General features: G+C 68.6%; 18 protein-coding genes and 1 pseudogene. 15 read left to right on the forward strand and 4 right to left on the reverse strand.

The window, feature by feature from the left end:
* Positions 1-37 precede the first annotated feature (37 nt).
* The 3 genes from CNR27_RS05495 to CNR27_RS05505 all read left to right on the forward strand — a co-directional run bounded on the left by CNR27_RS05495 (position 38) and on the right by CNR27_RS05505 (position 2523).
* Positions 38-289, forward strand: coding sequence for a type B 50S ribosomal protein L31 (locus CNR27_RS05495; protein ID WP_096297289.1), 252 nt, complete (start codon positions 38-40; stop codon positions 287-289).
* A gap of 259 nt (positions 290-548) precedes the next feature.
* Positions 549-1850: a citrate synthase gene (locus CNR27_RS05500; RefSeq protein WP_096297290.1), complete on the forward strand. Its 1302-nt coding sequence runs from the start codon at positions 549-551 to the stop codon at positions 1848-1850.
* Between the two features lie 289 nt (positions 1851-2139).
* The gene (locus tag CNR27_RS05505; protein ID WP_123832776.1) at positions 2140-2523 is read left to right on the forward strand and encodes a hypothetical protein; all 384 of its coding nucleotides are present in this window, start codon (positions 2140-2142) and stop codon (positions 2521-2523) included.
* Positions 2524-2563: 40 nt separating this feature from the next.
* Here the strand turns inward: CNR27_RS05505 and CNR27_RS05510 are convergent, their stop codons facing one another.
* Positions 2564-3205, reverse strand: a complete 642-nt coding sequence (locus CNR27_RS05510) for a hypothetical protein (RefSeq protein ID WP_096297292.1) — start codon at positions 3203-3205, stop codon at positions 2564-2566.
* Positions 3206-3348: 143 nt separating this feature from the next.
* Complete coding sequence (locus tag CNR27_RS05515; RefSeq protein WP_096297293.1) at positions 3349-5898, reverse strand: penicillin-binding protein 1A; 2550 nt, start codon at positions 5896-5898, stop codon at positions 3349-3351.
* Positions 5899-6097: 199 nt separating this feature from the next.
* On the opposite strand from CNR27_RS05515, the gene CNR27_RS05520 reads away from it, so the two are divergent.
* The 11 genes and pseudogenes from CNR27_RS05520 to CNR27_RS05570 all read left to right on the forward strand — a co-directional run bounded on the left by CNR27_RS05520 (position 6098) and on the right by CNR27_RS05570 (position 17958).
* Positions 6098-7156, forward strand: a complete 1059-nt coding sequence (locus CNR27_RS05520; protein WP_096297294.1) for a pilus assembly protein PilM — start codon at positions 6098-6100, stop codon at positions 7154-7156.
* Positions 7156-7800 (forward strand): annotated as a pseudogene (locus tag CNR27_RS05525) (PilN domain-containing protein); the annotation flags it as partial. The gene CNR27_RS05520 and the pseudogene CNR27_RS05525, both read left to right, overlap by 1 nt.
* 2 nt (positions 7801-7802) lie before the next feature.
* Positions 7803-8507: a type IV pilus inner membrane component PilO gene (locus tag CNR27_RS05530; RefSeq protein ID WP_096297296.1), complete on the forward strand. Its 705-nt coding sequence runs from the start codon at positions 7803-7805 to the stop codon at positions 8505-8507.
* Positions 8507-9049, forward strand: a complete 543-nt coding sequence (locus CNR27_RS05535; RefSeq protein WP_096297297.1) for a pilus assembly protein PilP — start codon at positions 8507-8509, stop codon at positions 9047-9049. The genes CNR27_RS05530 and CNR27_RS05535 overlap by 1 nt, the downstream gene beginning before the upstream one ends.
* A gap of 14 nt (positions 9050-9063) precedes the next feature.
* Positions 9064-11001 (forward strand): type IV pilus secretin PilQ, encoded by a 1938-nt coding sequence (locus tag CNR27_RS05540; RefSeq protein WP_096297298.1) that lies wholly within the window; start codon positions 9064-9066, stop codon positions 10999-11001.
* Positions 11002-11142: 141 nt separating this feature from the next.
* Complete coding sequence (locus CNR27_RS05545; protein WP_096297299.1) at positions 11143-12138, forward strand: AAA family ATPase; 996 nt, start codon at positions 11143-11145, stop codon at positions 12136-12138.
* On the forward strand, positions 12135-13031 hold the full coding sequence (locus CNR27_RS05550; protein ID WP_096297300.1) for a DUF58 domain-containing protein: 897 nt from the start codon (positions 12135-12137) through the stop codon (positions 13029-13031). The genes CNR27_RS05545 and CNR27_RS05550 overlap by 4 nt, the downstream gene beginning before the upstream one ends.
* Before the next feature lie 7 nt (positions 13032-13038).
* Positions 13039-13497, forward strand: coding sequence for a DUF4381 family protein (locus tag CNR27_RS05555; RefSeq protein WP_096297301.1), 459 nt, complete (start codon positions 13039-13041; stop codon positions 13495-13497).
* A 68-nt stretch (positions 13498-13565) separates the two neighbouring features.
* Positions 13566-14516 carry a vWA domain-containing protein gene (locus CNR27_RS05560; RefSeq protein ID WP_096300338.1) on the forward strand — a complete coding sequence of 317 codons (951 nt, stop codon included), beginning with the start codon at positions 13566-13568 and terminating at the stop codon, positions 14514-14516.
* Entirely contained in the window at positions 14513-16267 is a 1755-nt protein-coding gene (locus CNR27_RS05565; RefSeq protein WP_096297302.1) for a VWA domain-containing protein, read from the forward strand. The genes CNR27_RS05560 and CNR27_RS05565 overlap by 4 nt, the downstream gene beginning before the upstream one ends.
* Positions 16264-17958, forward strand: a complete 1695-nt coding sequence (locus tag CNR27_RS05570; protein WP_096297303.1) for a BatD family protein — start codon at positions 16264-16266, stop codon at positions 17956-17958. Before CNR27_RS05565 ends, CNR27_RS05570 begins: the two co-directional genes overlap by 4 nt.
* A 211-nt stretch (positions 17959-18169) precedes the next feature.
* Here the strand turns inward: CNR27_RS05570 and CNR27_RS05575 are convergent, their stop codons facing one another.
* Complete coding sequence (locus CNR27_RS05575) at positions 18170-18730, reverse strand: Dps family protein (RefSeq protein WP_096297304.1); 561 nt, start codon at positions 18728-18730, stop codon at positions 18170-18172.
* A 146-nt stretch (positions 18731-18876) separates the two neighbouring features.
* Here CNR27_RS05575 and hrpA point away from each other — a divergent pair, with 146 nt between their 5' ends.
* Complete coding sequence (gene hrpA / locus CNR27_RS05580) at positions 18877-22791, forward strand: ATP-dependent RNA helicase HrpA (RefSeq protein ID WP_096300339.1); 3915 nt, start codon at positions 18877-18879, stop codon at positions 22789-22791.
* On the opposite strand, the gene CNR27_RS05585 is transcribed toward hrpA, so the two are convergent.
* On the reverse strand, positions 22784-23188 hold the full coding sequence (locus CNR27_RS05585; protein ID WP_123832767.1) for a hypothetical protein: 405 nt from the start codon (positions 23186-23188) through the stop codon (positions 22784-22786). The two genes, hrpA and CNR27_RS05585, sit on opposite strands and share 8 nt — an antisense overlap.
* Between the last annotated feature and the right edge of the window lie 2 nt (positions 23189-23190).

The raw sequence follows: 23190 nt of genomic DNA on the forward strand, positions 1-23190 counted from the left end.
AATGCCGCTCTTTCCTTGCGCAAACTGGTCCCCGCCAATGAAGGCCGACATCCACCCCGATTACCGCGAAGTCGTCTTCCAGGACGTCACGTCCGATGGCTTCAAGTTCCTGACCCGCTCGACCCTCGCCGCCACGGCGAAGGAAAAGATCCAGTGGGAAGACGGCAATGAATACCCGCTGATCAAGATCGAAGTTTCTTCGGCCACGCATCCGTTCTACACCGGCCAGAACAAGATCATGGACATCAGCGGTCGCGTCGACAAGTTCCGCAAGCGTTACGCCAAGTAATCGCGTGCGGAGCGATGCGCTCGCCAAGGCGAGGGCATTGTCCGGCGACACCAGCGGCCGCCTCCGGGCGGCCGTCTGTTTTGCAGGTCATCAGCCCCGCCGTGTGTGCACGCGGTGGGCTTTGCCGTGTTCGTCGTCCGCCCACGCGTACGCGGTCGGCGCCTGCGGAAACGCTATGCGATAATTGACGCGTTGCGGCACACGCCGCGCCCGCCAGGCCGGACGGCATTGCCGCCCGTAGAAATGAGGAGCCTTCAGAGTGTCTGAATCCAATTCCAAGCTTGACCAGGTCAAGCTCGATGCCGCCGGCAAGACGGTGACCCTGCCCGTCCTCCACGGCACGCTCGGCAATCCGTGCATCGACATCTCGAAGCTGCCCAAGGAAACCGGCTGCTTCACCTACGATTCCGGCTTCACCGCTACCGCCAGCTGCAAGTCGGCGATCACCTACATCGACGGCGACGAGGGTGTGCTGCTGTATCGCGGTTACCCGATCGACCAGCTGGCCGAGAAGTCGAGCTTCCTCGAAGTCGCCTACCTGCTGCAGGCCGGGGAACTGCCGAACGCCGACGAGTTCGCCAAGTTCGAGCACGAGGTCACGCATCACACGATGATGCACGAGTCGCTCAAGAGCTTCCTGCAGGGTTTCCGCCACGACGCGCACCCGATGGCGATGCTTGCCGCCTCGGTCGCTTCGATGTCGGCGTTCTACCACGACACTTTGGATCTGCAGGATCCCGAACAGCGCCGCCTCGCCGCGATCCGCCTGATCGCCAAGGTTCCGACGCTGGCCGCTGCCGCGTACCGGTATTCGATCGGCCAGCCGATCCGCTACCCGCGCAACAGCCTCGGCTACGTCGATCGCTTCCTGCACATGATGTTCGAGATGCCGAGCGAGCCGCTGGAGCTCAATCCGGTCGTTGCCAAGGCGATGGACCTGCTCTTCATCCTGCACGCCGACCACGAGCAGAACGCGTCGACCTCGACCGTGCGCCTCGTCGGCTCCACCGGCGCGAACCCGTATGCATCGGTCGCCGCCGGCATCGCCGCGCTGTGGGGCCCGGCACATGGCGGTGCCAACGAGGCGGTACTCAAGCAGCTCGCCGAGATCGGCACCGCCGACAACGTCGAGAAGGCGGTGTTGCGCGCCAAGGACAAGAATGACCCGTTCCGCCTGATGGGCTTCGGTCACCGCGTCTACAAGAACTTCGATCCGCGCGCGAAGATCATCCGCGAGATGACCCACAAGGTGCTCGGCGAACTGGGCATCAACGACCCGTTGCTGGACGTGGCGATGAAGCTCGAGGAAGCGGCGCTGAAGGACGATTACTTCGTCGAGCGCAAGCTGTATCCGAACGTCGACTTCTACAGCGGCATCATCTACAAGGCGCTGAACATCCCGACCGAGATGTTCACCGTGATGTTCGCGATCGGCCGCACCGCTGGCTGGGTGGCGCATTGGCTCGAGCAGCAGGTCGATCCGGAAGCCAAGATCGGTCGTCCGCGCCAGATCTATACCGGCTACGACGTGCGTGACTACAAGGATGCCGGCGCGCGCTGATCCACGCACCGTCATCGATGGAGTACGAAGAAGGCGGCCCATGGGTCGCCTTTTTCATGTTCGTGCTATCGCGCCCGGAGGCGGCGGCTGACGGCTCGCACCGTTGTTTTCCGATTCTCTGCGCCGCGCCTCTTCGTGAGACTGGTCGAGTGATCCGGTGGTTGTTCCGGATCGACCGGGCAGGGTTTCAATCCGACGCGAGGGGGCGACGATGAAGATGCAACAGATCTGGGCGGTAGTGATTGGCTGCGGCATTGCGCTGGCCGCTTTCGCCACTGGAGCACAGGAAATGTCTTTCCGCAGTGGAACGGTCACGGGAATCAGCACCATGCAGGTTCCGGTGACTGCCGGCCAGCAGCGCAGCGAGCCGTCGCGCGGCGGCGGTGCGATCGGTCGTGCGCTGGGACGCATGGCGGGCCGCGCAGCCTCCCGGGTCACCGGCGAGTACTCCTACGAGGCCTACGAGGTCGCCAGTGGCGTGACTCGCGACGTTGTGGAAGGTGCAGCCACGCCCGCAGCGGGCGGCGCAATGGCCACCGTTTTCATGGTGATGCTGCGCTTCGATGACGGGAGCGAATCCGCGATCCGCGCTGCCGATGCCAGCGGCCTGCGGGTCGGGGCGCGTGCGCGCGTCTTCGGCAGTGGCGACAGCGCGCGGATCGTCGCCGAATAGTCGCGCCGTCCGGGAGTGGCTCCGTTGGCCGGTAGCGCGCCTATCGCGCTTCCGGTGCCCCGTACTCCTGGGTCAGCAGCTTGCGGAGCTGGGGGTGCGACATACGCCGCATGGGGCGATCGTCGCCGGACGACAGGGGAGCTTGCCGAAGACTGGCTTCGGGCAGGACGGTCAGGTCGAACGTCAGGTCTTCCGCCGCGAACAGCCAGACATCGACATCCACCGTCCGTTGGCGATCCAGCCGTACGCGGCGCATCCGCCCCTCGGCCGGAATGCCGTGTTCCTCGATGAAGCGAACGAGCGCGCCCGGGTCGTCGGTGTGCACATGCAGCGTCACCGCCGAATGCGCGTCGGCCGTGCCCTCGAGCACTGGACCGACCAGGCGTGGGGAAAACGCTGCAAGGAATGCCATCGCGCGTTCGGCCGCTTCACGCCGTACGCGCAGGGCGTCGATCTGCCGCGTGCCGCTGAACAGCCGCTGGTACTCACGCAGCGCGACTTCGATCTCGCCGTCGCGCGGCAGCGCCGCCTCGTCATGGATACCCAGGCGATCCGCCGCCTTGAGCTTTGCCTGATGGATATCGTGGATTCCGCCTTCCGCCATCAGCCGGGCCGCCTCCTGCGCGAGGCGATTGCGGCGTTCACGGTTGCGGCTATCCGAGTGCTGGCGCGCGCGGTGCATGCTCGCCTCTCCGTTGATCCCCCGCCGTCGACTCTACGCTTCCCCGGTACCCGGTCAAGACGCCGCCGCGCGCCCGCCGTAGTGCGGGGTTTGGCGTGAGAATACGCAGATCGTCAACGCTGACAGCGGCATGTCGGGGACGATCAGAAGATGTCGAACGCTTCCTCGGCGGGCGTCTCGTCAATCCGCAGGTCGATCTCCGATTCCATGCGATCGAGATCCTCGACCTTCACGTATTCGATGATGCCGCCCTCGGATGTGGTCGGCAGCAAGCGGCCACCGGCCGTCACCGAGACGCGGACCATGCCCTCGGGCGGCTCGTTGGATGCTTCGGGTACGCCCTCGAGTGCGACACGCATGAAGTCGATCCAGATCGGCAGCGCCGCGCGTCCACCGTACTCGCGGAAGCCGAGCGAGCGGTTGTCGTCGCGGCCGACCCAGACCGACGTGACGAGGTTGCCGCCGAACCCCGAAAACCAGGCGTCGCGATGGTCGTTGGTCGAGCCGGTCTTGCCGCCGACGTCGTCGCGCTCGAGTACCCGCGCGGCGGTGCCGGTGCCGCGTTTTACGACGTCGCGCATCATCGAGACCAGCTGGTAGGCAACCCGCTCGTCGATCGCGCGCGGTGCAATGACCGGCGCGGCGCCGTCTTCGCGCGGCTCGGGCGCGGCCGCCGCTGCCGCCGGGGCGGCGGTTACCTGCCGTGGCTCGGCTGCCGGCCCCAGATTGAACCCATCCACGACATGGCGCGGCGCCGCAGGCTGACCCGGTGTGCCCCCGGCCCCGCAACCGCGGCAGGCGCGGGCCGGATTCTCCTTGAAGACCAGCGTGCCTTCGCGATCGCGGACCTCGTCGATGAACCATGGCGTGACGCGGAACCCGCCATTGGAGAACACCGAATAGGCGCGGGTCACGTCGAGTGGGGTCAGCGAGGGTGTGCCCAGGGCGATCGACAGGTTCGGCGGCAGCTGCGATTCCTCGAAGCCGAAATGGCTGATGTACCTGCGCGCGTAGTCGACGCCGATGGCATCGAGCAGGCGCACGGCCACAAGGTTGCGCGACTGTACGAGTGCCTCGCGCAGCCGCATCGGACCGGCGAACTTGCCGTCGGAGTTCTGCGGGCGCCAGTCCTGGCCTCGACGCATCCGGAACAGCACCGGAGCGTCGAGCACGATCGACGCTGGATTGAAGCCCTTCTCGAACGACGCGGCGAAGATGAAAGGCTTGAAGCTGGAGCCGGGCTGGCGCCGCGACTGTGTCGCGCGATTGAAGTTGCTGCCCGCGAAGCTGAAGCCGCCGGTCAGCGCACGCAGTGCGCCGTCGTCGGGCTCCATCGAGACCAGCGTCGCCTGCGCGCGCGGCAACTGTTCCAGCTGCCAGGTGATCTTGGGCGGCGCCGGCGTATCGGCTGACGCGTTCGCCGCCGGCTTGGCCTGCGTCTCGATGCGGCGTACGCGGGTCAGGTCGCCACGCGCAAGCAGCGCAGCAGGATTCTTGCCCGTCCAGCGGCTGGCTGCCGCGTCCAGGGTGATGGACTGCCCGTCCGCGAGCACCACATCGGCGCTCGCGTTGCCACTGCGCACGACGATCGCCGGCAGCATGCCGCCCTGCGGTGGAATACCGCGCAGGCGCCGCGCCGTGGTCGCGGCATCCTCGCCCTCGGCCAAGTCGAAGGTTTCAGTGGGCTTGACCCAGCCGTGGCGCCGGTCGTAGGTCGACAGCCCGTTGCGCACCGCGAGCTCGGCAGCGGCCTGCATCGTCGGATCGATCGTCGTGGTGACGTGGTAGCCACGGGTCAGGACGTCGCCGCCGTAGCGCGCGATCATCTCCAGCCGGACCATCTCCGCCACATAGGGCGCATAGACCTCGATCGGGCGCTCGTGAGGGCTTGCGTGCATCTCGACCGCACGCGCCGCTGCTGCCTCCTGGGGACTGATGAAGCCCAGCTCCTGCATCCGTGCGAGCACGTAGACATCGCGGCGTTCCTTCGCGCGTTCGGGATTGCTGAGCGGATTGCCGCTCGATGGGAACTTCGGAATCGCCGCCAGCGAGGCCATCTCGTCGAGGGAGAGCTCGTCCAGTGACTTGCCGTAATAGAACTCCGCCGCCGCCGCCACCCCGTAGGCGCGATTGCCGAAGAAGCTCTTGTTGAGGTAGAGCTCGAAGATCTCGTCCTTGCTGAGGTTCTGCTCCATCTTCCGGGCCAGCAGCATCTCGGCGAACTTGCGGGTGAAGCTGTAGTCCGAGCTCAGGAAAAACTGCCGCGCAACCTGCTGGGTGATGGTCGAACCGCCGGGCACGCGGCGGTCGTTCGTCGTCGCCAGAAGCCACAGCGCGCGTCCGACACCGCGATAGTCGATACCGCCATGCTCGTAGAAGCGCGCGTCCTCCGTCGCCAGGAAGGCCTGCTTCAACCGCTCGGGCACTTCCTCGATCTTGACCGGGTAACGACGCGTCTCGCCGAACAGGGCGATGAGACGTCCGTCCCTGGCATAGACATAGAGCGGCTCCTGCATCTCGATGTCGCGCAGGGCTTCCACGTCCGGCAGCTTGGACGCGACGGCCGCGTAGAGAATGCCGCCGGTGATTGCGGCGAGCAGACCGATGGCGGCGATCGCGATCAGGGTCCAGCGCATCAGGCGGCGGAGCCGGGAAGGGCGGGGGGTCTGCGGCTTGGAAGGGGCTGGGCTCATGGCGGCGCAGTATAGGGGAGGCGGCCGGGGGGCGGCAGCGAGCCTGGCGCGCGGACTGGCGAGCGGTCAGAAAGCGAGAGCGCCGTCTGGGAATCCGCATGGTCAATCAAAGTTCATGTTGCCAATACAAGCAAAGTCCGCTATTTAATGCGCCGGGACACGAGGCGTGGCTAAGCGCCCGTGGCAAAGGGGAAATACCGTGGGGCTCATCACAAAAAGCCAGGTGCCGGTCATCGGCGTCGACATCAGCTCGACTGCCGTCAAGCTGTTGCAGCTGTCGCGGCAGGGCAATCGTTATCGCGTCGAGCATTACGCGGTCGAGCCTTTGCCGCCCAATGCGGTGGTCGAGAAGAACATCGTCGAGGTCGAAGCGGTGGGTGAGGCGATCCGGCGCGCGGTGTCGCGTTCGGGCACCAAGGCCAAGCATGCCGCAGCCGCGGTGTCGGGTTCGGCAGTGATCACCAAGACGATCCCGATGCCGGCCGACCTCGACGAGGACGACATGGAATCGCAGGTCGAGCTCGAGGCGGTCAACTACATTCCGTACCCGATCGAGGAAGTGAACCTCGACTTCGAAGTGCTCGGTGCGATGCCGGGCAATGCGGAGATGGTCCAGGTGCTGCTGGCCGCGTCACGATCGGAGAACGTCGAGCTGCGTGCCTCGGCGCTCGAGCTGGGTGGCCTGACGGCCAAGGTCATCGATGTCGAGGCCTTCGCGGTCGAGAACGCCTTCGCGATGCTTGCAGGCACGCTCAGCATGCCGGCCGATGGCGTGGTTGCGCTGGTCGATGTCGGCGCGACGATGACCACGCTCAACGTGCTTCGGAACGGTCGCAGCCTCTACTCGCGCGAGCAGGTGTTCGGCGGCAAGCAGCTCACCGACGAGGTGATGCGCCGCTACGGCCTCAGCTACGAGGAAGCCGGCCTCGCCAAGCGTCAAGGGGGTCTGCCCGAGAGCTACGAAGTCGAAGTACTCGAGCCGTTCAAGGAGGCGATGGTCCAGCAGGTGAGCCGTCTGCTGCAGTTCTTCTACGCCGGCAGCGACTTCAACCGGGTCGATCAGGTGGTCCTGGCCGGCGGCTGCGCGTCCATTCCGGGCGTTGCAGACATGGTCGAGGAGCAACTGGGCGTGCAGACCGTGCTGGCCAATCCGCTCGCGCAGATGACGCTCGGCCCGCGGGTGCAGGCGCATGCGCTCGCCCAGGACGCGCCGGCACTGATGATCGCCTGCGGCCTGGCCCTGAGGAGCTTCGACTGATGTCCAGGATCAATCTCCTCCCGTGGCGCGTCGAACGGCGCAAGCAGCGGCAGAAAGAATTCGGCGTGATGGTGGGCCTCGCCGCGGCGACCGGCGTCGCGCTGTGGTTCCTCGTGAACATGTATTACAACGCGCAGATCGACGGGCAGAACGAACGCAACGCGTTCCTGCAGCAGGAGATCGCCGAGGTCAAGAAGCAGAACGCGGAGATCGACACGCTCGAGTCGCAGCGCGCGCGCCTGCTGGCGCGAAAGAGCGTGATCGAGGAGTTGCAGGGCAAGCGCTCGCAGATGGTCCACCTGTTCGACCAGCTGGTCCGCACCATTCCCGATGGGGTGCTGCTGACTTCGCTCAAGCAGGAGGGCGAGATCCTGACGCTCGAGGGCCGCTCGCAATCAAACGCGCGCGTGAGTACCTACATGCGCTCGCTCGAAAGCTCCGGCTGGATGACCAGCCCGCAGCTGTCGGTGATCGAAGCGCGTGACGGCGTTCCGGGCCTGCCGTACGCGTTCACCTTGAACGTGAAGCTGTCCACGCCGGCCGCCAAGGAAGCCGCGGCTGTCGAGGGTCTCGAACCGGACGCTTCGGGCAACGCCGCATCCGATGCCCAGCCGGTCGCTGCGCCCGCCGCCGAAGGAGCCGCCTCGTGAGCAGGAAGAAGATGTCGCTGCGCGAGCTCGACTTCAACAACAGTGGTTCGTGGCCCCGCGAGTACAAGATCGGCGCGTGTGTGCTGGTCGGCATGCTGATCTTCTTCCTGCTGTGGTACGTGGTGACCCGCGAGAAGGGCGACGAGCTGGCGAGCCTCGAAGCGCAGGAATCAGGGCTGCGTGCGGATTTCGAGCGGGAACAGGCCAAGGCCGCCAACCTCGAGCCGCTCAAGCAGCAACTTGCACAGATGGAGCAGCAACTGCAGCAGATGCTGCGCCAGCTGCCGAGCAAGACCGAGATGCCCGACCTGATCGTCGACATCTCGCAGACCGCCATCGCCACCGGCATCCAGAACGACCTCTTCAAGCCGGGCGAGGAAGCACCGCGTGAGTTCTACGCCGAGCAGCCGATTGCGCTGCGCATGGTGGGCAGCTATCACCAGTTCGGCGCATTCGTCAGCGGCGTCGCCTCGCTGCCGCGCGTGGTGATCATGACGATGCACGACATCTCCCTGAAGCCACGCGCGGGCACGGCTGGCGAGGCGGGTGGTCTGGCCGCGATCGGGCCGAACTCGAGTCTGGAGCTCTCCGGCACAGTGAAGACCTACCGGTATCTGGACGAGGAAGACACGGGCCTTCAATCGCAGGCCGGAGCGGCAGGCGAGACGGCTGCGGGAACGGCGACTGGAGGCATGCTGTGATGGCGATCGCAACTCCCGCATTCGCGCGTGGTTTGTCGGTGTTCGTCCTGGTTCTTGCAGCGACGGGCTGCGGCCGCGGCATCAGCAGTCAGCCAGGCGATGCGCCCAACCTCGAAGTCTGGGTCGAAGAGGTCAAGCAGCGTCCCGCGCCCGCGCTCGACCCGTTGCCGGTGATGCAGCAGTTCGAGACCTTCGAGTATTCGGCGCAGGGCATCCGCGATCCTTTCAGCAACGCGTTTACCGACGACGGCGGCGGCAGCGGGCCGCGCCCGGATTCGAACCGGCGCAAGGAAGTGACCGAGCAGTTCCCGCTCGACAGCATGTCGATGGTTGGCACGATCGGTACAGGGGGGCGGATCGTCGGCCTGGTGCTGGCGCCCGACAAGGTCACCTATCGCATCACCCCTGGCAACTACCTGGGACAGAACGATGGCCGGGTCACCTCGGTCAACGAAAATCGCATCGAGCTCGTCGAGCTGGTGCCCGATGGCGCCGGCGGCTGGCTCGAGCGCCCGGCTTCGCTCGCGCTGAACGAACAATGATGAGGGGAAGCAACATGACCGTGAGCAAAGCGGGGAGCCTGCAGGCGGGCCGGACGAACTCGACGCGTGCCTGTGCACTCGGTCTTGCCATAGGATTGATGGCGGCGTTCAGCGGCGCACACGCGGCGCAGGTGCCGACCCACGTTTCGATGCTGCCCCTGCTGCAGGCCGGCGCAACGGCCGTGCAGCCGACGGGTGCGGTCTCGGTGACCGACCTCGACTTCCGCCGCGGCGATGGCGGTTCGGGCAAGCTGGTGCTGCGCTTCGATGGAGATGGAGCCGCGCCTGATCTGCGGACCCAAGGTGGCAGCGTGGTGATCAACCTGGGCGGCGCATCCCTGCCGTCGGCGCTGCAGCGGCCGCTCAACGTGACCGACTTCGCAACGCCCGTGCAGCGGATCGACACCCGTCACGGAGCCGAGGGCGCCCAGGTGGTGCTGAGTGCACGTGGCGAGTTCGAACCGATGGCGTACCAGAGTGGCCGCGACTACATCGTCGAGATCATTCCGCGCGCGGCCGGCAGCGACCGCGCGGTCGGTGCAGCCACGACTGCAGCGACGATGGGCCAGTCGGCCACGGCCACCGTGTCCGACGTGCGCGCCTACAGTGGCGCACCGGTGACATTCAACTTCCAGGACGTGCCGGTACGCACCGTGCTGCAGCTGATCGCAGACGAGTCGAATCTCAATATCGTCGCCAGCGACAGTGTGACCGGCAGCGTGACCCTGCGGCTGCAGAACGTGCCGTGGGACCAGGCGCTGGATATCGTGTTGCAGGCCAAGTCGCTGGACAAGCGCCGCAGCGGCAACGTGGTCTGGGTCGCGCCGCAGAGCGAGATCGCTTCGTTCGAGCAGGCCAAGGAAGACGCACGCCTGGCGATCGAAGAGCGCGCCGAGATGACGACGGAGTACATCCCGATCAGCTACGGCAATGCGGAAGACATCGCCAAGTTGCTGACGGATGAAAGCAAGAGCGGCGCAAGTGGCGGTGGCGGTGCATCACAGCAGCGCGGCTTCCTGTCCTCGCGCGGCAGCATCAGTTTCGACCGGCGCACGAACACGCTGCTGGTCATCGATATCCCGAACCGGGTGTCGGAGGTCAAGCGGCTGGTGAACATGCTCGACAAGCCCGTCGACCAGGTGGTGATCGAGGCGCGGATCGTGATTGCCAACGATTCGTTTGCACGGGATCTCGGGGCGCGTTTCGGTGTCTTCGGTGCGAAGGACCGGCTGATCTCCTCGGGCTCTCTGGAAACGAACGCGGCGTACAACAACAGCCGCATTCCTACGCCGACGAACCCCGATCCCATCCCGACCTGGAAGGATGATGTGGCACGGCGGAACGTCAATTTTGGGGTTCCTCGGGATATGAATCCCGCAGCTGTCGCCTTCACTATTCTCGGCAACACGATCAACTGGGAACTGGAACTCCAGGCCTTGCAGCAGGAGCAGCGCGGTGAGGTGATCTCGAACCCGAGGATTGTGACGAGCAACCAGCGGGAGGCCGTGATCAGTCAGGGCCAGGAAGTCGGCTATCTGACCATCACCGGCGGGCAGAGCAATTCGGTCCCGACTGTCGAGTTCAAGGATGTCCTGCTGGAGCTCAGGGTCACGCCGACGATCACCAATGACGGGCGTGTCTTCCTGGCAATGGACATCAAGAAGGACGAAGTGACCGGTCAGACCACCTATCCGGGGATCGGTTCGGTGCCTCTGATCAGCAAGCGCAATGTCACCACGGCGGTGCTCATCGATGACGGTCAGACGGTGGCCATCGGTGGTGTCTACGAATTCGCTGATCGGGCCTCGTTGTCCAAGGTTCCGTTCCTCGGCGACCTGCCTGTACTCGGGAATCTGTTCAAGACGAGGGGTCGCGACAAGGAAAAGGCCGAGCTGCTGATCTTCGTCACGCCCAAGGTCATGCGGGTCGCGCAGCGTCCGCTCGGGTCTTAACCGATAAAGAGCGTCAAGCGACGGGGCCTGCGGGCCCCGTTGTCGTTTCCGCCGGCCGGCCGGCCGGTTGGCTGGCGTTGAACCTCGGGCGTCGCTTCCGGTCAAACTGCACCGGGACGCGCACTGCGTCGGTGACCGAGGATGACAATGGACCTGGACGCAGACACGGTGGACCTGTACGCGCGCTTCGTCGCGCTGCGTGAGGCACTGTCAGAAGAAATCATCGGGCAGTCGGCGCTGGTCCACCGCCTGCTGGTGGCGTTGCTGGCGGACGGCCATCTGCTGGTCGAGGGCGCCCCGGGGCTGGCGAAGACGATGGCAGTCCGTGCGCTGGCTGCGCGGCTCGATGCAGAGTTCGCCCGGGTCCAGTTCACGCCCGACCTGCTGCCGGCCGACCTCACCGGCACCGAGATCTGGCGTCCGCAGGACGGACGCTTCGAGTTTCAGGCCGGGCCGATCTTCCACTCCCTCCTGCTGGCGGACGAGATCAACCGTGCGCCGGCCAAGGTGCAGTCCGCCCTGCTCGAGGCCATGGGCGAGCGCCAGGTGACGGTCGGCCGGCAGACCTATCGTCTGCCCGAGCTGTTCCTGGTAATGGCCACGCAGAACCCGATCGAGCAGGAAGGCACGTTTCCGTTGCCTGAAGCCCAACTCGACCGCTTCCTGATGCATGTCCGCGTGGGGTATCCGCAGGCCGATGCCGAATCGCGGATTCTTCAGCTGGTCCGTGCGCGGGCACGCGCCCAGCTCGACGATGCGGCGGCGCCGGTCGAACGGCTGCCGCTGGCCCTGCTCTTCGAGGCGCGGCGCGCGGTGCTGGATCTGCATATGGCCCCTGCGGTCGAGCGCTATCTCATCGAACTCGTGCTGGCCTCGCGCGATGCGGGGCGCTACGACACCGCGCTGGCGGACCGGATCGCCTGGGGGGCAAGTCCGCGCGGATCGATCGCGCTGGAGCGCTGCGCGCGGGCCAATGCATGGCTTGCCGGCCGGGATTTCGTCACCCCCGACGATGTGCGCGTGATGGCACCGGACGTGCTGCGACACCGGGTGCTGCCAAGTTACGAGGCGACCGCGGAGGGCTGGGATGGTGACCGGCTGGTCGAGGCGCTGATCGATCGGGTGCCGTTGCCGTGAATCCCGGCGGCGCCCTGCCCGGCATCCGGCCTTCGCTTGCGGAACTCATCGCGCTGCGGCCGCTGGCGCGACGCAGTCGCGTACGTCGGGCGCGCGTGGGCGCGCGTGCGCTGGCGCCATCGCCACAGCGCGGGCAGGGCATGGAATATGCGGAGTCGCGCGAGTACGTGGCCGGGGATGACGCCCGCCACATCGACTGGCGCGTGACCGCGCGGACCGGCCGCCCCCACACCAAGACCTTCCAGCGCGAACGCGAGCGCCTGACGATGGTCGTCGCCGACACTGCCGCGGCGCTCTACTTCGGCACGCGGGTGCGGTTCAAGTCCACCCAGGCGGCCCGCGCGGGCGCGGTTGCGGTGTGGTCGGCGGCGGCCGATGGTGATCGCATCGCCGCCCTGCGCGGGTCCGGCATCGAGCCGCCGGTCGCGCCGGCCAGCGGCACGCGCGGGGCGCTGCGCGTGCTGCATGCGCTCAGCCGCTGGTATTCGGCGATGCCGGAGGAGGATGCCGGCCTTGGCGTCGCGATCGATCATGCGCGCCGCCTGTTACGCCCCGGCTCGCGGCTGTTGGTGCTGGCGGACGCCGCAAGCGCCGCAGCGGTGCCCGCCCGCGACTGGGCCGCGGTCGGCGCCCATTGCGACGCGCTGGTCCTGTTGCTCGACGATCCGGTGGAACGCTCACCACCGTGGGCGCGGCTCGGCTTCATGCAGGGCGAAGGCCGCGTGGATCTGGACCTGGCCAGCGAGGCGCAGCGCGCGCGCTGGCGCGATGCCTTCGACGCACCGCGGGACGCGGCGGTCCAGCAGCTCCGGCGTGCGGGCATCGGCGTGGAATCGCTCTCGAGCAATGCTGCCAGCGATGCCTGGCTGCCGGCGTTCGCAGGGGCAAGGTGATCCGACGATGACCATGCCCGATCTGGTGCTCCGTGATATCCACCAGCCCGCCACGCCGCCCTGGTGGCCGCCGGCGGCAGGTTGGTGGTGGCTGGGGGCGGCATTGCTGGCGGTGTGCCTGGCGCTGCTGGGCTGGCGGCTGCTGCGTGCCTGGCGCCGGCGCCGCTGGCGGCGTCTGTTCGATGACGAAGTCGCGCACGCGGGCGATGCCGCTGCCCGGCTCGCGGCGATGTCGTCCCTGCTACGCCGCGCAGCGCGTCGCTGCAGCGCCGATGCCGACCGCCTGCAGGGCGAGGATTGGTTGTCCTTCCTCGATAGCGGGCTGCCTGGTGCACCATTCACGGAGGGGCCGGGTCGGGTGCTGCGCGACGGCGCGTTCCGGCCGTCGGTCGAAGAACTCGAGGCCGACGCGGCATATCCCTTCGCCAGGACGCGTTTCCTGGCGCTGATGGAGCGTCGCCGGTGAGCTTCGACGGGCAAGGCTGGCTGCAGGCGCTGACCGGGCTGTTCGCCTGGCCATGGCTGCTGCTGGCGATGCCCGTGCCCTGGCTTGCGCGTCGATGGCTGCCGCCGGCTCGGGCCCGTGGCCGCGCCCTGCGCGTGCCGTATCGCGGACTCGAGCAGTTGGCGACGCCGCGCATCTCGAGCGGCACCCCGGCGACGAACTGGCTGCTGTGGATCGCGTGGTGCCTGCTGTGCGTGGCCGCGGCCCGACCGCTGCAATGGGGGCCGCCCGAGCAACCGCCGCGCAGCGCCCGCGACCTCATGCTGGCCGTCGACCTGTCGGGCAGCATGAGCGAGGAGGACATGGTCGTCGGGGTGCAGACCGTGGACCGTCTGACCGCCGCCAAAGCCGTCATCGCCGATTTTCTCGAGCGCCGGGCCGGCGATCGCATCGGCCTGATCGTGTTCGGCCAGCGCGCCTACGCGATGACGCCGATGACGCTTGACCGGGCCAGCGTGCGCCAGCAGCTCGATGCCACCGTGGTCGGGATGGTCGGGCGCGAGACTGCCATCGGCGACGCGATCGGTCTGGCGGTCAAGCGCCTGCAGGACACGCCGCGCGGGCAGCGCCTGCTGATCCTGCTGACCGACGGTGTCAGCAATGCCGGGGCGCTGACGCCGGACAAGGCGGCCGAACTGGCCCGCGACGCAGGCGTGCGCGTGCACACGATCGCATTCGGCAGCGAGGCGGGGGCGGGCGGGCTGTTCGGTTTCCAGATGCCCGGCAGCGAGCCGGCCATCGACGAGGCCGCCCTGCGCCGCGTGGCCGAGACCACCGGTGGGCGGGCGTTCCGCGCGCGCGATACCGATGAGCTCGTGGGCATCTACCGCGAGATCGACCGTCTGGAACCGGTCGAGCAGCCAGGGCCGTCATTGCGTCCGCGGCTTGAGCGCTACCCGCTGCCCCTCGCTGCGGCCTGCGCCGCGCTGTTGCTGGCGCTCTGGCTGCGTCCGCGGCGGCGCGCGGAGCACGCCGCATGACACCGTCTATCGAACACCTGCAGTTCGTCCGGCCCGAGTGGTTGTGGGCCCTGGCCGTGTTGCCGGCGATCGCCTGGGCTTGGTGGCGCCGCCAGCGCGATGCCGATGCCTGGCGCGAAGCGGTGGATCCGCACCTGCTCGCCCACCTGCTGGACGGGGGCGCGCAACGGCGCGGGCTGCTGGGTCTTGGCGCCTGGCTGCTGGGCGGCGTGCTTGCAGTGGTCGCGCTGGCCGGGCCCGGCTGGCGCCAGGACGCAGTACCGCTGCACGAGCAGGGCATGGCGCCGCTCGTGGTCGCGCTCGATCTGTCGACGGCCACCACCGCCGGCGACCTGCCGCCATCGCGGCTGCTGCAGGCCCGCGCCAAGCTCGCCCGCCTGCTCGCGGGGCGCGATGCCGGGCAGGTCGCGCTGGTCGCCTATGCGGACGATGCCTACACGGTGGCGCCGCTGACCGAGGACGCCGCCAATGTCGCCCTGTACCTCGATGCCCTGTCGCCCGACATCATGCCGGCCGACGGCAGCCGCGCCGATCGCGCGATCGCCCACGCGGCGAGGCTCCTGCGGCAGGGGCAGGCGCAACGCGGCGAAATCCTGTTGATGACCGGGGACGTGGATGCGGCGGCGATCGCGGAGGCGGCCATCGCCGCGCGCATGGGCTACCGGGTCTCGGTGCTGGGGCTGGGGACGATCGAGGGCGCAGCCCATCGCGACGGGACAGGCGCGCTGGTACACGCGCGGCTGGAGCCCGGCACGCTGCAGGCACTGGCCGCGGCGGGCGGCGGCGGCTATCACGCGTTGTCGGCCGACGACGACGACCTGCAGGCGCTGGGGGTACTGACCCCGAGCGGGGATCTCGCCGTTGCTTCCGCCCGCACTGACGCCAGCATCCGCCGCGTCCGCGACGAAGGCTATTGGCTGATCCTGCCGCTGCTCGGTCTGGTGCTGTTCGCCTTCCGTCGCGGCAGCGCGCTCGCCTGCGTGCTCGCGTTCGCATTGGTGCCCGCGTTGCTGCCGCTCCCCGCGCGTGCGCAACCCCCTGCCGCCACGGCCTGGCAACGGGCCGATCAGGTTGCGTATGCGCGCATGCGCGACGGTGCGGCGGCGTACCAGCGGCAGGATTTCGACGAGGCACTGCGCAAGTGGACGGGCCTGCCTGGCGCCGACGCGGCCTACAACCGGGGCAATGCACTGGCCCGCCTCGGACGCTTCGAGGAAGCAATCGCGGCCTATGACGAAGCGCTCGCCGCGCAACCGGGCATGGCCGACGCGGTGGCCAACCGCGCTGCGGTCGAGGCGGCGCGCAAGCGCACGCCCCCGCCGGGGCCGGGCCAGGATCCGCGCGCACCGCCGCAGGACGGGCAGGGCCAGGGACAGCCGCAGTCGGGTGACCCCGGTGACCAGGATGATCCCTCGGACTCGACGCCCGCCGACCCGCAGGAGCCGAGCGATACAGCGGGCTCCGCACCGCCGGGCACGTCGCCGACGCCATCCGCACCGCCGCCGGATGCTCAGGCGCAGCGCGAAGCGGAGGCAGCGCAGCAGGAACGCATGCAGCGTGCGCTTGATGGACAGGCGGAGGCGGAGTCGGCGGATGGTCCGCCGGTGGACGCGACGGTCGACGACGTACAACGCGAGCGCGAGCAGGCCAATGCCGCGTGGCTGCGACGCGTTCCTGACGATCCCGGCGGTTTGCTGCGGGCGAAATTCCGGCTGGAACACGAGCGACGCGCACGCGGAGACGATCGATGAACGACCCGGGCTCGACGAAGCGCTGGCCACGTTGGGGCCTGGTCCTGCTGCTGGCGTGTCTGCCCGCGGCCGTGCAGGCCGAAACCCGCGCCTGGCTGGACCGCGACCGCATCGCGCTGGGCGAGACCACCACGCTCAACATCGAGACCGACGGTGTGGTCGACGCGCCCGACTGGGATCCGCTCTCGCAGGATTTCGAAGTCAGCGGCCACACCAGCCGGCGCCAGGCCGAATTCACCAATGGCCGACGCAGCACGCGGTCGCTGTTCGGCGTGGCGCTGCGCCCGCGCCGCGAGGGCGTACTGACTGTTCCTGCCCTGCAGGTGGGTGGCGAGCGCACTGCGCCGTTGTCGTTGAGCGTGGCCCCGGCTGCGGTCAGTGCCGCGCGCGACGGCGCGCCCGCCTTCATCGAGGCCGACATCGACGTGCAGTCGCCCTATGTGCAGCAGTCGGTCGGTTACGTGGTGCGCCTGCACTACGCGACGCCGCTGGTGTCGGGCAGCCTGGAGCAGCCAGCGGCGGATGGCGCCTCGATGCAGCGCATCGGCAACGACGTGCAGTACACCCGCGAGATCGACGGCCGGCGCTATTCCGTGGTCGAGCGCCGCTACCAGATCGTCCCGGAACGCAGCGGCACCCTGACCATTCCGGGCGCCCGATTCGAGGGTCAAGGTGTCGGCGGCGGGTTCTTCGAAGACATGTTCAACCGTGGGCCACGCCGTCTCACCGCGAATGGTCCCCCCAGCGTGCTCACTGTGCGGCCGATGCCCGCCGGCGCCCCGCAACCCTGGCTGCCGGTGTATGACGTGCAGACCCGCTGGCTGGAAGCGCCGACCGAAGGCCGCGCCGGCGAGGCAAGCACGTTCGTGCTGGAGGCGGTGTTCGATGGTGCGGTCGGCACGCAGTTGCCCGAGATCGCGCTGCCACCGCTTGCCAGCGCCCAGGTCTTCGCCGAGCCCCCGCAGTACGACGAACGGTTCGACAACGGCCGCCCAAGCGTCCGCCTGACCCGGCGCTATGCCGTGGTGCCGCGCGCAGGTGGCGTGCTCAAGGTCCAGGGCCCGCGCATCGACTGGTGGGATGTGCGCGCCGGCGTCGCCCGCACGGCTGCGCCCCCTGCGGTCACGCTCACGGTGGCCGGCGCGGCCGCGCCCGCGGATGCCACCCCGGGTACCGACCCCGCGTCTCTGGAGCCCCGTTCACCTGGCGGGGAGTCCGCCGCCCCCGGCATCTGGCCGGCGATGGCGGCCCTGTTCGCGGTCCTGTGGCTTGCGACCGCGTGGCTGGCCTGGCGTTTGTATCGACCGCGGCTTTCAGGACCCGCGCGCAGCGGGGCTGTGCGGGCAGGGAAGGGCGGCGACGGGGAGGCATTTTCCGGAGCCCCCCCCGCAGGCGCCGTGCGCCAGTTGATGCGGCTGTTGCAGACCGGCGAGCCGGCGGACGTGGAGCAGGCGCTGCGCGCCCTGCATACGCCGCCACCGCCCGATCTCGACGCGCTTGCGGCACTGCTCGAAGATCCGGCGCAACGCGAGGCGCTGGCGGTGTGGCAGCGGGCGCGTTGGGCGGGAGGGGATCTGAGCGCTGCCCGCCAAGGCCTCCGCTCGGCATTCCGAGCGGGGCCGGTCTGGCGCGACCCGCCTGCCAACAGCCGGGGCGGCGAGCGCCTGCCGCCGCTGTATCCACAAGGTTGAGGCGCCTGTCCGGCAGAGCGCTGCCCCAATCAGTCTTCGGCCTGTCGCGCAGCTTGGTCCGCGCAGTCCAGCCAGGGCGCGCCAGCGGCGCTGCGCGCAGCCCATGCCCGAAGCAGTGTGCGACGGCGATCGGTGCACCGCGTGGGTGGCGGACTTCAATGCAGAAACGCCCGGCAATGCCGGGCGTTTCCAGGATGGGCGTGGTGCAGGTTTACTGCAGCAGCGAGCGGAGCATCCAGGCGTTCTTCTCGTGGGTCTGCAGGCGCTGGATCAGCATGTCTTCGGTCGGATCGTCGTCCGCGTCGTCCGCCACTTCGAGCGCCTTGCGTGCGCTGCGGCACACGGCCTCGTTGCCGACCACGAGCTGGCGCACCATTTCCCGCCAGTCCGGCGACTTCTCCAGGCCCGGCTCTTCCTTGATCGACGACAGCTCCATGAATTCCGCGTAGGAACCCGGCGCGTTGTAGCCCAGCGCGCGGATGCGCTCGGCGATCTCGTCCAGCGCGTTCCACTGCTCGGTGTACTGGCCTTCGAACATCACGTGCAGGGCGTTGAACATCGGCCCCGTCACGTTCCAGTGGAAGTTGTGGGTCTTGAGATACAGCGTGTAGGCATCGGCGAGGAACACCGACAGATGCTGGGCGACCGCCTTGCGATCCTCGTCGCTGATCCCGATATCGATGGCCGGCGCCTTCGACTTTGCGTCGGGCGATGCCACGGCCGGTGCGACAGGGGTCTCGGAGGATTTGCTGGACTTGTTCGAGTTGGCCATTGCAGGACTCTGTTTGAGGGTTTGCGCCCACAATAGGGCCGGATCCGTTTTGGATATGTGACTGAGGGCAGGTGCGGGGCGTGATCGAGCATTCCAGCGACACATCGGTGGCCGCCGCGCTGAAGCAGGCCCAGCTCGCGATCGAGATGGCGGGCACGCGTGACCGGGGCCGCCTGCTCGGCCTGCTGGGTCGCTGGCGGCGGACGCCGCAGGACGCTGCGGCACGCGAGGCCTTCGAAAGCCGCCTGCGCGAGTCGGTGCGGCGCCGCGAGGCGCGCTCGGCGCGACTGCCGCAGGCCACCGTTGATCCGACCTTGCCGATCGCGGGCAAGGCCGAGGAGATCGTCGCGCTGATACGCGAGCATCAGGTGGTCGTCGTTGCCGGCGAAACCGGCTCCGGCAAGACCACCCAGCTGCCCAAGCTGTGCCTGCAGGCGGGCCGTGGCGCCGCCGGACTGATCGGCTGCACCCAGCCGCGGCGCATTGCCGCGCGCACCGTCGCGCGGCGGGTCGCCGAAGAACTGCAGGTGCCGATCGGAGGCGCGGTCGGTTACCAGGTGCGCTTCAACGACAACGTCAGCGAAGCGACCGCAATCAAGTTCATGACCGACGGCATCCTGCTGGCGGAGATCGCCTCCGACCGCTGGCTGTCGGCCTACGACACGCTGATCATCGACGAGGCGCACGAGCGCAGCCTCAACATCGATTTCCTGCTGGGCTATCTCAGACAACTGCTGGCCCGGCGTCCGGATCTCAAGCTCATCGTGACGTCGGCGACGATCGACACCGCGCGTTTCGCCGAGCATTTCGGAGGTGCGCCGGTGGTGGATGTCGAGGGCCGCGGCTATCCGGTCGAAGTGCGCTACCGGCCACTGGAGGGTGAGGGCACCGACACCGGCGAGCGCAGCGTGCTCGACGGCATCGTCGCGGTCTGCGACGAGATCATGCAGATCCGCGGCACCGGCGACACGCTGATCTTCCTGCCCGGCGAACGCGAGATCCGCGATGCCCACCAGGCGCTCGAGCGGCGCAAGTACCGGCATACCGAGGTGCTGCCGCTGTATGCACGGCTGTCGGCCAAGGATCAGGACCGGGTGTTCAATCCCGGGCCGCAGCGCCGCATCGTGCTGGCGACCAATGTCGCCGAGACCTCGCTGACGGTGCCGCGCATCCACTACGTCGTCGATCCCGGCCTCGCCCGCGTCAAGCGCTACAGTCCCAGGCAGAAACTCGACCGCCTGCATATCGAGCCGATCAGCCAGGCCAGCGCCGACCAGCGCAAGGGCCGCTGCGGCCGCATCGCCCCGGGCACATGCTTCCGGGTGTTTTCCGAGGCGGATTTCGAATCGCGGCCGCGCTACACGGATCCCGAGATCCGCCGCGCGTCGCTGTCGGGCGTCATCCTGCGGATGCTGTCGCTCGGCCTGGGCGACATCGAGTCCTTTCCCTTCGTCGAGCCGCCGGATCCGCGCGCGGTCGCCGATGGCTGGCAGCAGCTGGCCGAACTCGGGGCGGTCGATGCGCAGCGCCGGCTCACCGCGACCGGCCGCACCATGGCCCGGCTGCCGGTCGACCCCAAGCTCGCGCGCATGCTCGTGGCCGCGCGCGAGCACGGCTGCCTGCACGAGATGCTCGCGATCACGTCGTTCCTCGGCATCCAGGATCCACGCGAGCGGCCGGCGGACCAGCGCGGCGCGGCAGATGCCGCGCATGCGCAGTTCGCCGATCCAAAGTCCGAGTTCGTGGGCATCGTGAAACTGTGGGACGCCTACCGGCAGGCGCATGCCGACCTCACCCAGTCGCAGCTGCGCAAATGGTGCGAGCGCAACTTCCTCGGCTTCCTGCGCATGCGCGAGTGGCGCGAGCTGCATCGCCAACTGCGGTTGCAGTGCGAGGAGTTGGGCTGGCCTGCGGATCCGCCGTCGCCGGAGCTGGCGACTGGCGATGCGCGCGCGATCGCACGCGCGCAGGCTGCCGCCTACACCGCGCTGCATCGCGCATTGATCGCCGGCCTGCCGACGCAGATCGGCCACCGCGCTGATCCAGGCGGCGGTGGTCGCGCCTCGGGCCAGTACGAGGGGCCGCGCGGACGCCGTTTCCAGATATTCCCCGGCTCTCCGCTGTCGAAGAAGCCGCCGCCGTGGGTGCTGTCGGCAACCCTGCTCGATACCGAGAAGATCTGGTCGCTGACCAATGCGGCGATCGAGCCGGACTGGGTGATCCAGGAACTCGACCATCTACTCGCGCGCCGGCATCAGGATCCGCGCTGGTCGCGCGCGCAGGGACGGGTGATCGGCAGCGAACAGATCAGCCTGTTCGGCCTGGTGCTCGCCCCCAGGAAGCCGATCGATTACGGACGCCTCTATCCCGAAGAGGCGCGTGCGCTGTTCCTGCGCGATGGTCTGGTGGCGGGCGAGATCAATACCCGCGCCGCGTTCCTCGAACGCAACCTGCGCACGCTGGAGCGCGCGCGCGAGGAAGAGGCCAAGCAGCGCCGCGCCGGCCTGGTCGTGGATGAGCACTGGATGGCCCAGTGGTACGCGCAGCGGCTGCCGGCCGACGTGATCTCCGCGCAGGGACTCGACGCCTGGTGGCGCCGGGCGCCGGAGGCCGCGAAGCAGGCGCTGCTGTGGAGCCGCGACGATCTGCTCGTCGCCGACGGGGTGGACGCCGAACTCTTCCCCGCCTTCATCGCCCTGGGCGAGGCGCGGCTTGCGGTCTCGTACCGGTTCGAGCCGGGCGCGCCGGACGACGGCATGACGGTCTCGGTGCCGCTGCACCTGCTCAATGCGATCGATCCGGTACGGCTGTCATGGCTGGCGCCCGGGTTCGTCGAAGACAAGGCGACCGCGCTGATCCGCAGCCTGCCCAAGGCGCTGCGGCGCAATTTCGTGCCGGCACCGGATTTCGCGCGCGCCTTCGCGCAGGCCTGGCGCGATGGCGATGCCGACACCTTTGCCGGCACGCTCGCGCGTTTCCTGAAGAAGCTGGCGGGGGTCGAGATCGTCGCCTCGGACTTCGACGAGGCCACCCTCGAGCCCCATCTGCGGGCCAATCTGCGCCTGGTCGATACCGGCCGCGATCGCAAGGGCTCGACAGTACTCGCCGAATCGCGCGATCTCGCCGAACTGCGTGCCCGTTTCGGTGAGCTCGCCGCGCGCGCCTTCGCCGCGCACGCGGCCGATGGCCTGCAGCAGCATGGACTCACCGAGTTTCCGGACACGCCGGTGCCGGTGTCGATCGCCGGCGCCGGCGGCCTGCCGGCCTATCCGGCGTTGCAGGACGATGGCGAAACCGCCTCGCTGGCCGTCCATGCCGATCCCGCCCATGCGCGTCGCCTGCATCCGCAGGGCGTGCGCCGCCTGCTGGTGATCGCGCTCGCCGATCGCGTGCGCCAGGCGCGCAGGCAGCTGCCGGTCCAGCCCAGGACTGCGCTGCTGTATGCCGCGATCGAATCGGCCGCGCCGCGCGACGGCAAACCCGGCGACCGCCTGCGCGAGGATCTGATCGACGGCGCGCTGGCGGCGCTGCTGGTCGATGGCCTCGACACGATCCGCGATGCCGACGCGTTCGCCGCGCACCGCGATGCGGTCGGCAAGGCGCTGTTCGGCGAGGCGATGGCGCGCCTGCGCCAGGCCGAAGCGATCCTCGACCTGGTCGCCGAGATCCGCGGGCGGCTCGAGTCGAAGCTGATGGGCTGGGCGCGGGCCAACCTCGACGACATGCGTGCGCAACTCGAATCGCTGGTGCCGCCCGGGTTCCTGCGCTCGGTGCCGGCCACCGCGCTGGCCGAATATCCGCGCTGGCTGCGCGCGCTGTCGCTACGCGCCGAACGTGCCCAGCGTGACCCGCTGCGCGATCAGCAGCGGATGCTCGACGTCAAACCCTTCGTCGACGCACTCGCCGAAGCCGCCGCACGTGGCCGCAGCGCCGATCCCGACTGGCAGGCACTGCGCTGGGACATCGAAGAATTGCGCGTGTCGCTGTTCGCGCAGGAGCTGGGCGCGAAGGGCGGTGTGTCGCCGAAGAAGCTGGCAAGCCGGGTGGCGGCGCTTACCTGACGCGTTCGACGCGCGCCCGCGTGTTCTGGTCGCCCACGCGCATCCACCACCCGCCGAAGCGCGCCGGGCGAATCTCGACCCGCGGACCTTCGACAGCGACGCTGGGCCAGTTCTGATCGCCGACCTGCCGCCAGACCTGGCCGTTGGCGAGGTTGAACACGCGGCCCCGGGCGAAACCCTCGAACCGGCCGACGATCGTGCTGTCGACGGGTTCGGATTCCGGCGCGCGCGCGGTCTCGACGGCGGCTTCGCGTCGACCGGCTTCACGGGCATCGCGCAGCTGCGCTTGCCCGGGGGGCTGCGCGGCGATCCACTGTTCCAGCGCGCGGAGCTCGTCGGGGTCGAGCTTGTGCAGGCCTGCGGTGCGGAACTGCGCGCTGCCCATGCGCGTCTCCATGT

The sequence above is a fragment of the Luteimonas chenhongjianii genome (assembly GCF_002327105.1).
Lineage (GTDB): Bacteria > Pseudomonadota > Gammaproteobacteria > Xanthomonadales > Xanthomonadaceae > Luteimonas > Luteimonas chenhongjianii.

Excerpts from the sequence above, each read along its gene's own strand:
- CNR27_RS05505 (WP_123832776.1), top strand. The coding sequence starts at position 2,140 with ATGTCTTTCCGCAGTGGAACGGTCACGGGAATCAGCACCATGCAGGTT.
- CNR27_RS05565 (WP_096297302.1), top strand. The coding sequence starts at position 14,513 with ATGACACCGTCTATCGAACACCTGCAGTTCGTCCGGCCCGAGTGGTTG.
- CNR27_RS05535 (WP_096297297.1), top strand. The coding sequence starts at position 8,507 with ATGGCGATCGCAACTCCCGCATTCGCGCGTGGTTTGTCGGTGTTCGTC.
- CNR27_RS05515 (WP_096297293.1), bottom strand. The coding sequence starts at position 5,898 with ATGAGCCCAGCCCCTTCCAAGCCGCAGACCCCCCGCCCTTCCCGGCTC.
- CNR27_RS05555 (WP_096297301.1), top strand. The coding sequence starts at position 13,039 with ATGACCATGCCCGATCTGGTGCTCCGTGATATCCACCAGCCCGCCACG.
- CNR27_RS05570 (WP_096297303.1), top strand. The coding sequence starts at position 16,264 with ATGAACGACCCGGGCTCGACGAAGCGCTGGCCACGTTGGGGCCTGGTC.
- CNR27_RS05585 (WP_123832767.1), bottom strand. The coding sequence starts at position 23,188 with ATGGAGACGCGCATGGGCAGCGCGCAGTTCCGCACCGCAGGCCTGCAC.
- hrpA (WP_096300339.1), top strand. The coding sequence starts at position 18,877 with ATGGCGGGCACGCGTGACCGGGGCCGCCTGCTCGGCCTGCTGGGTCGC.
- CNR27_RS05495 (WP_096297289.1), top strand. The coding sequence starts at position 38 with ATGAAGGCCGACATCCACCCCGATTACCGCGAAGTCGTCTTCCAGGAC.
- CNR27_RS05560 (WP_096300338.1), top strand. The coding sequence starts at position 13,566 with ATGCCCGTGCCCTGGCTTGCGCGTCGATGGCTGCCGCCGGCTCGGGCC.
- CNR27_RS05545 (WP_096297299.1), top strand. The coding sequence starts at position 11,143 with ATGACAATGGACCTGGACGCAGACACGGTGGACCTGTACGCGCGCTTC.
- CNR27_RS05575 (WP_096297304.1), bottom strand. The coding sequence starts at position 18,730 with ATGGCCAACTCGAACAAGTCCAGCAAATCCTCCGAGACCCCTGTCGCA.
- CNR27_RS05510 (WP_096297292.1), bottom strand. The coding sequence starts at position 3,205 with ATGCACCGCGCGCGCCAGCACTCGGATAGCCGCAACCGTGAACGCCGC.
- CNR27_RS05540 (WP_096297298.1), top strand. The coding sequence starts at position 9,064 with ATGACCGTGAGCAAAGCGGGGAGCCTGCAGGCGGGCCGGACGAACTCG.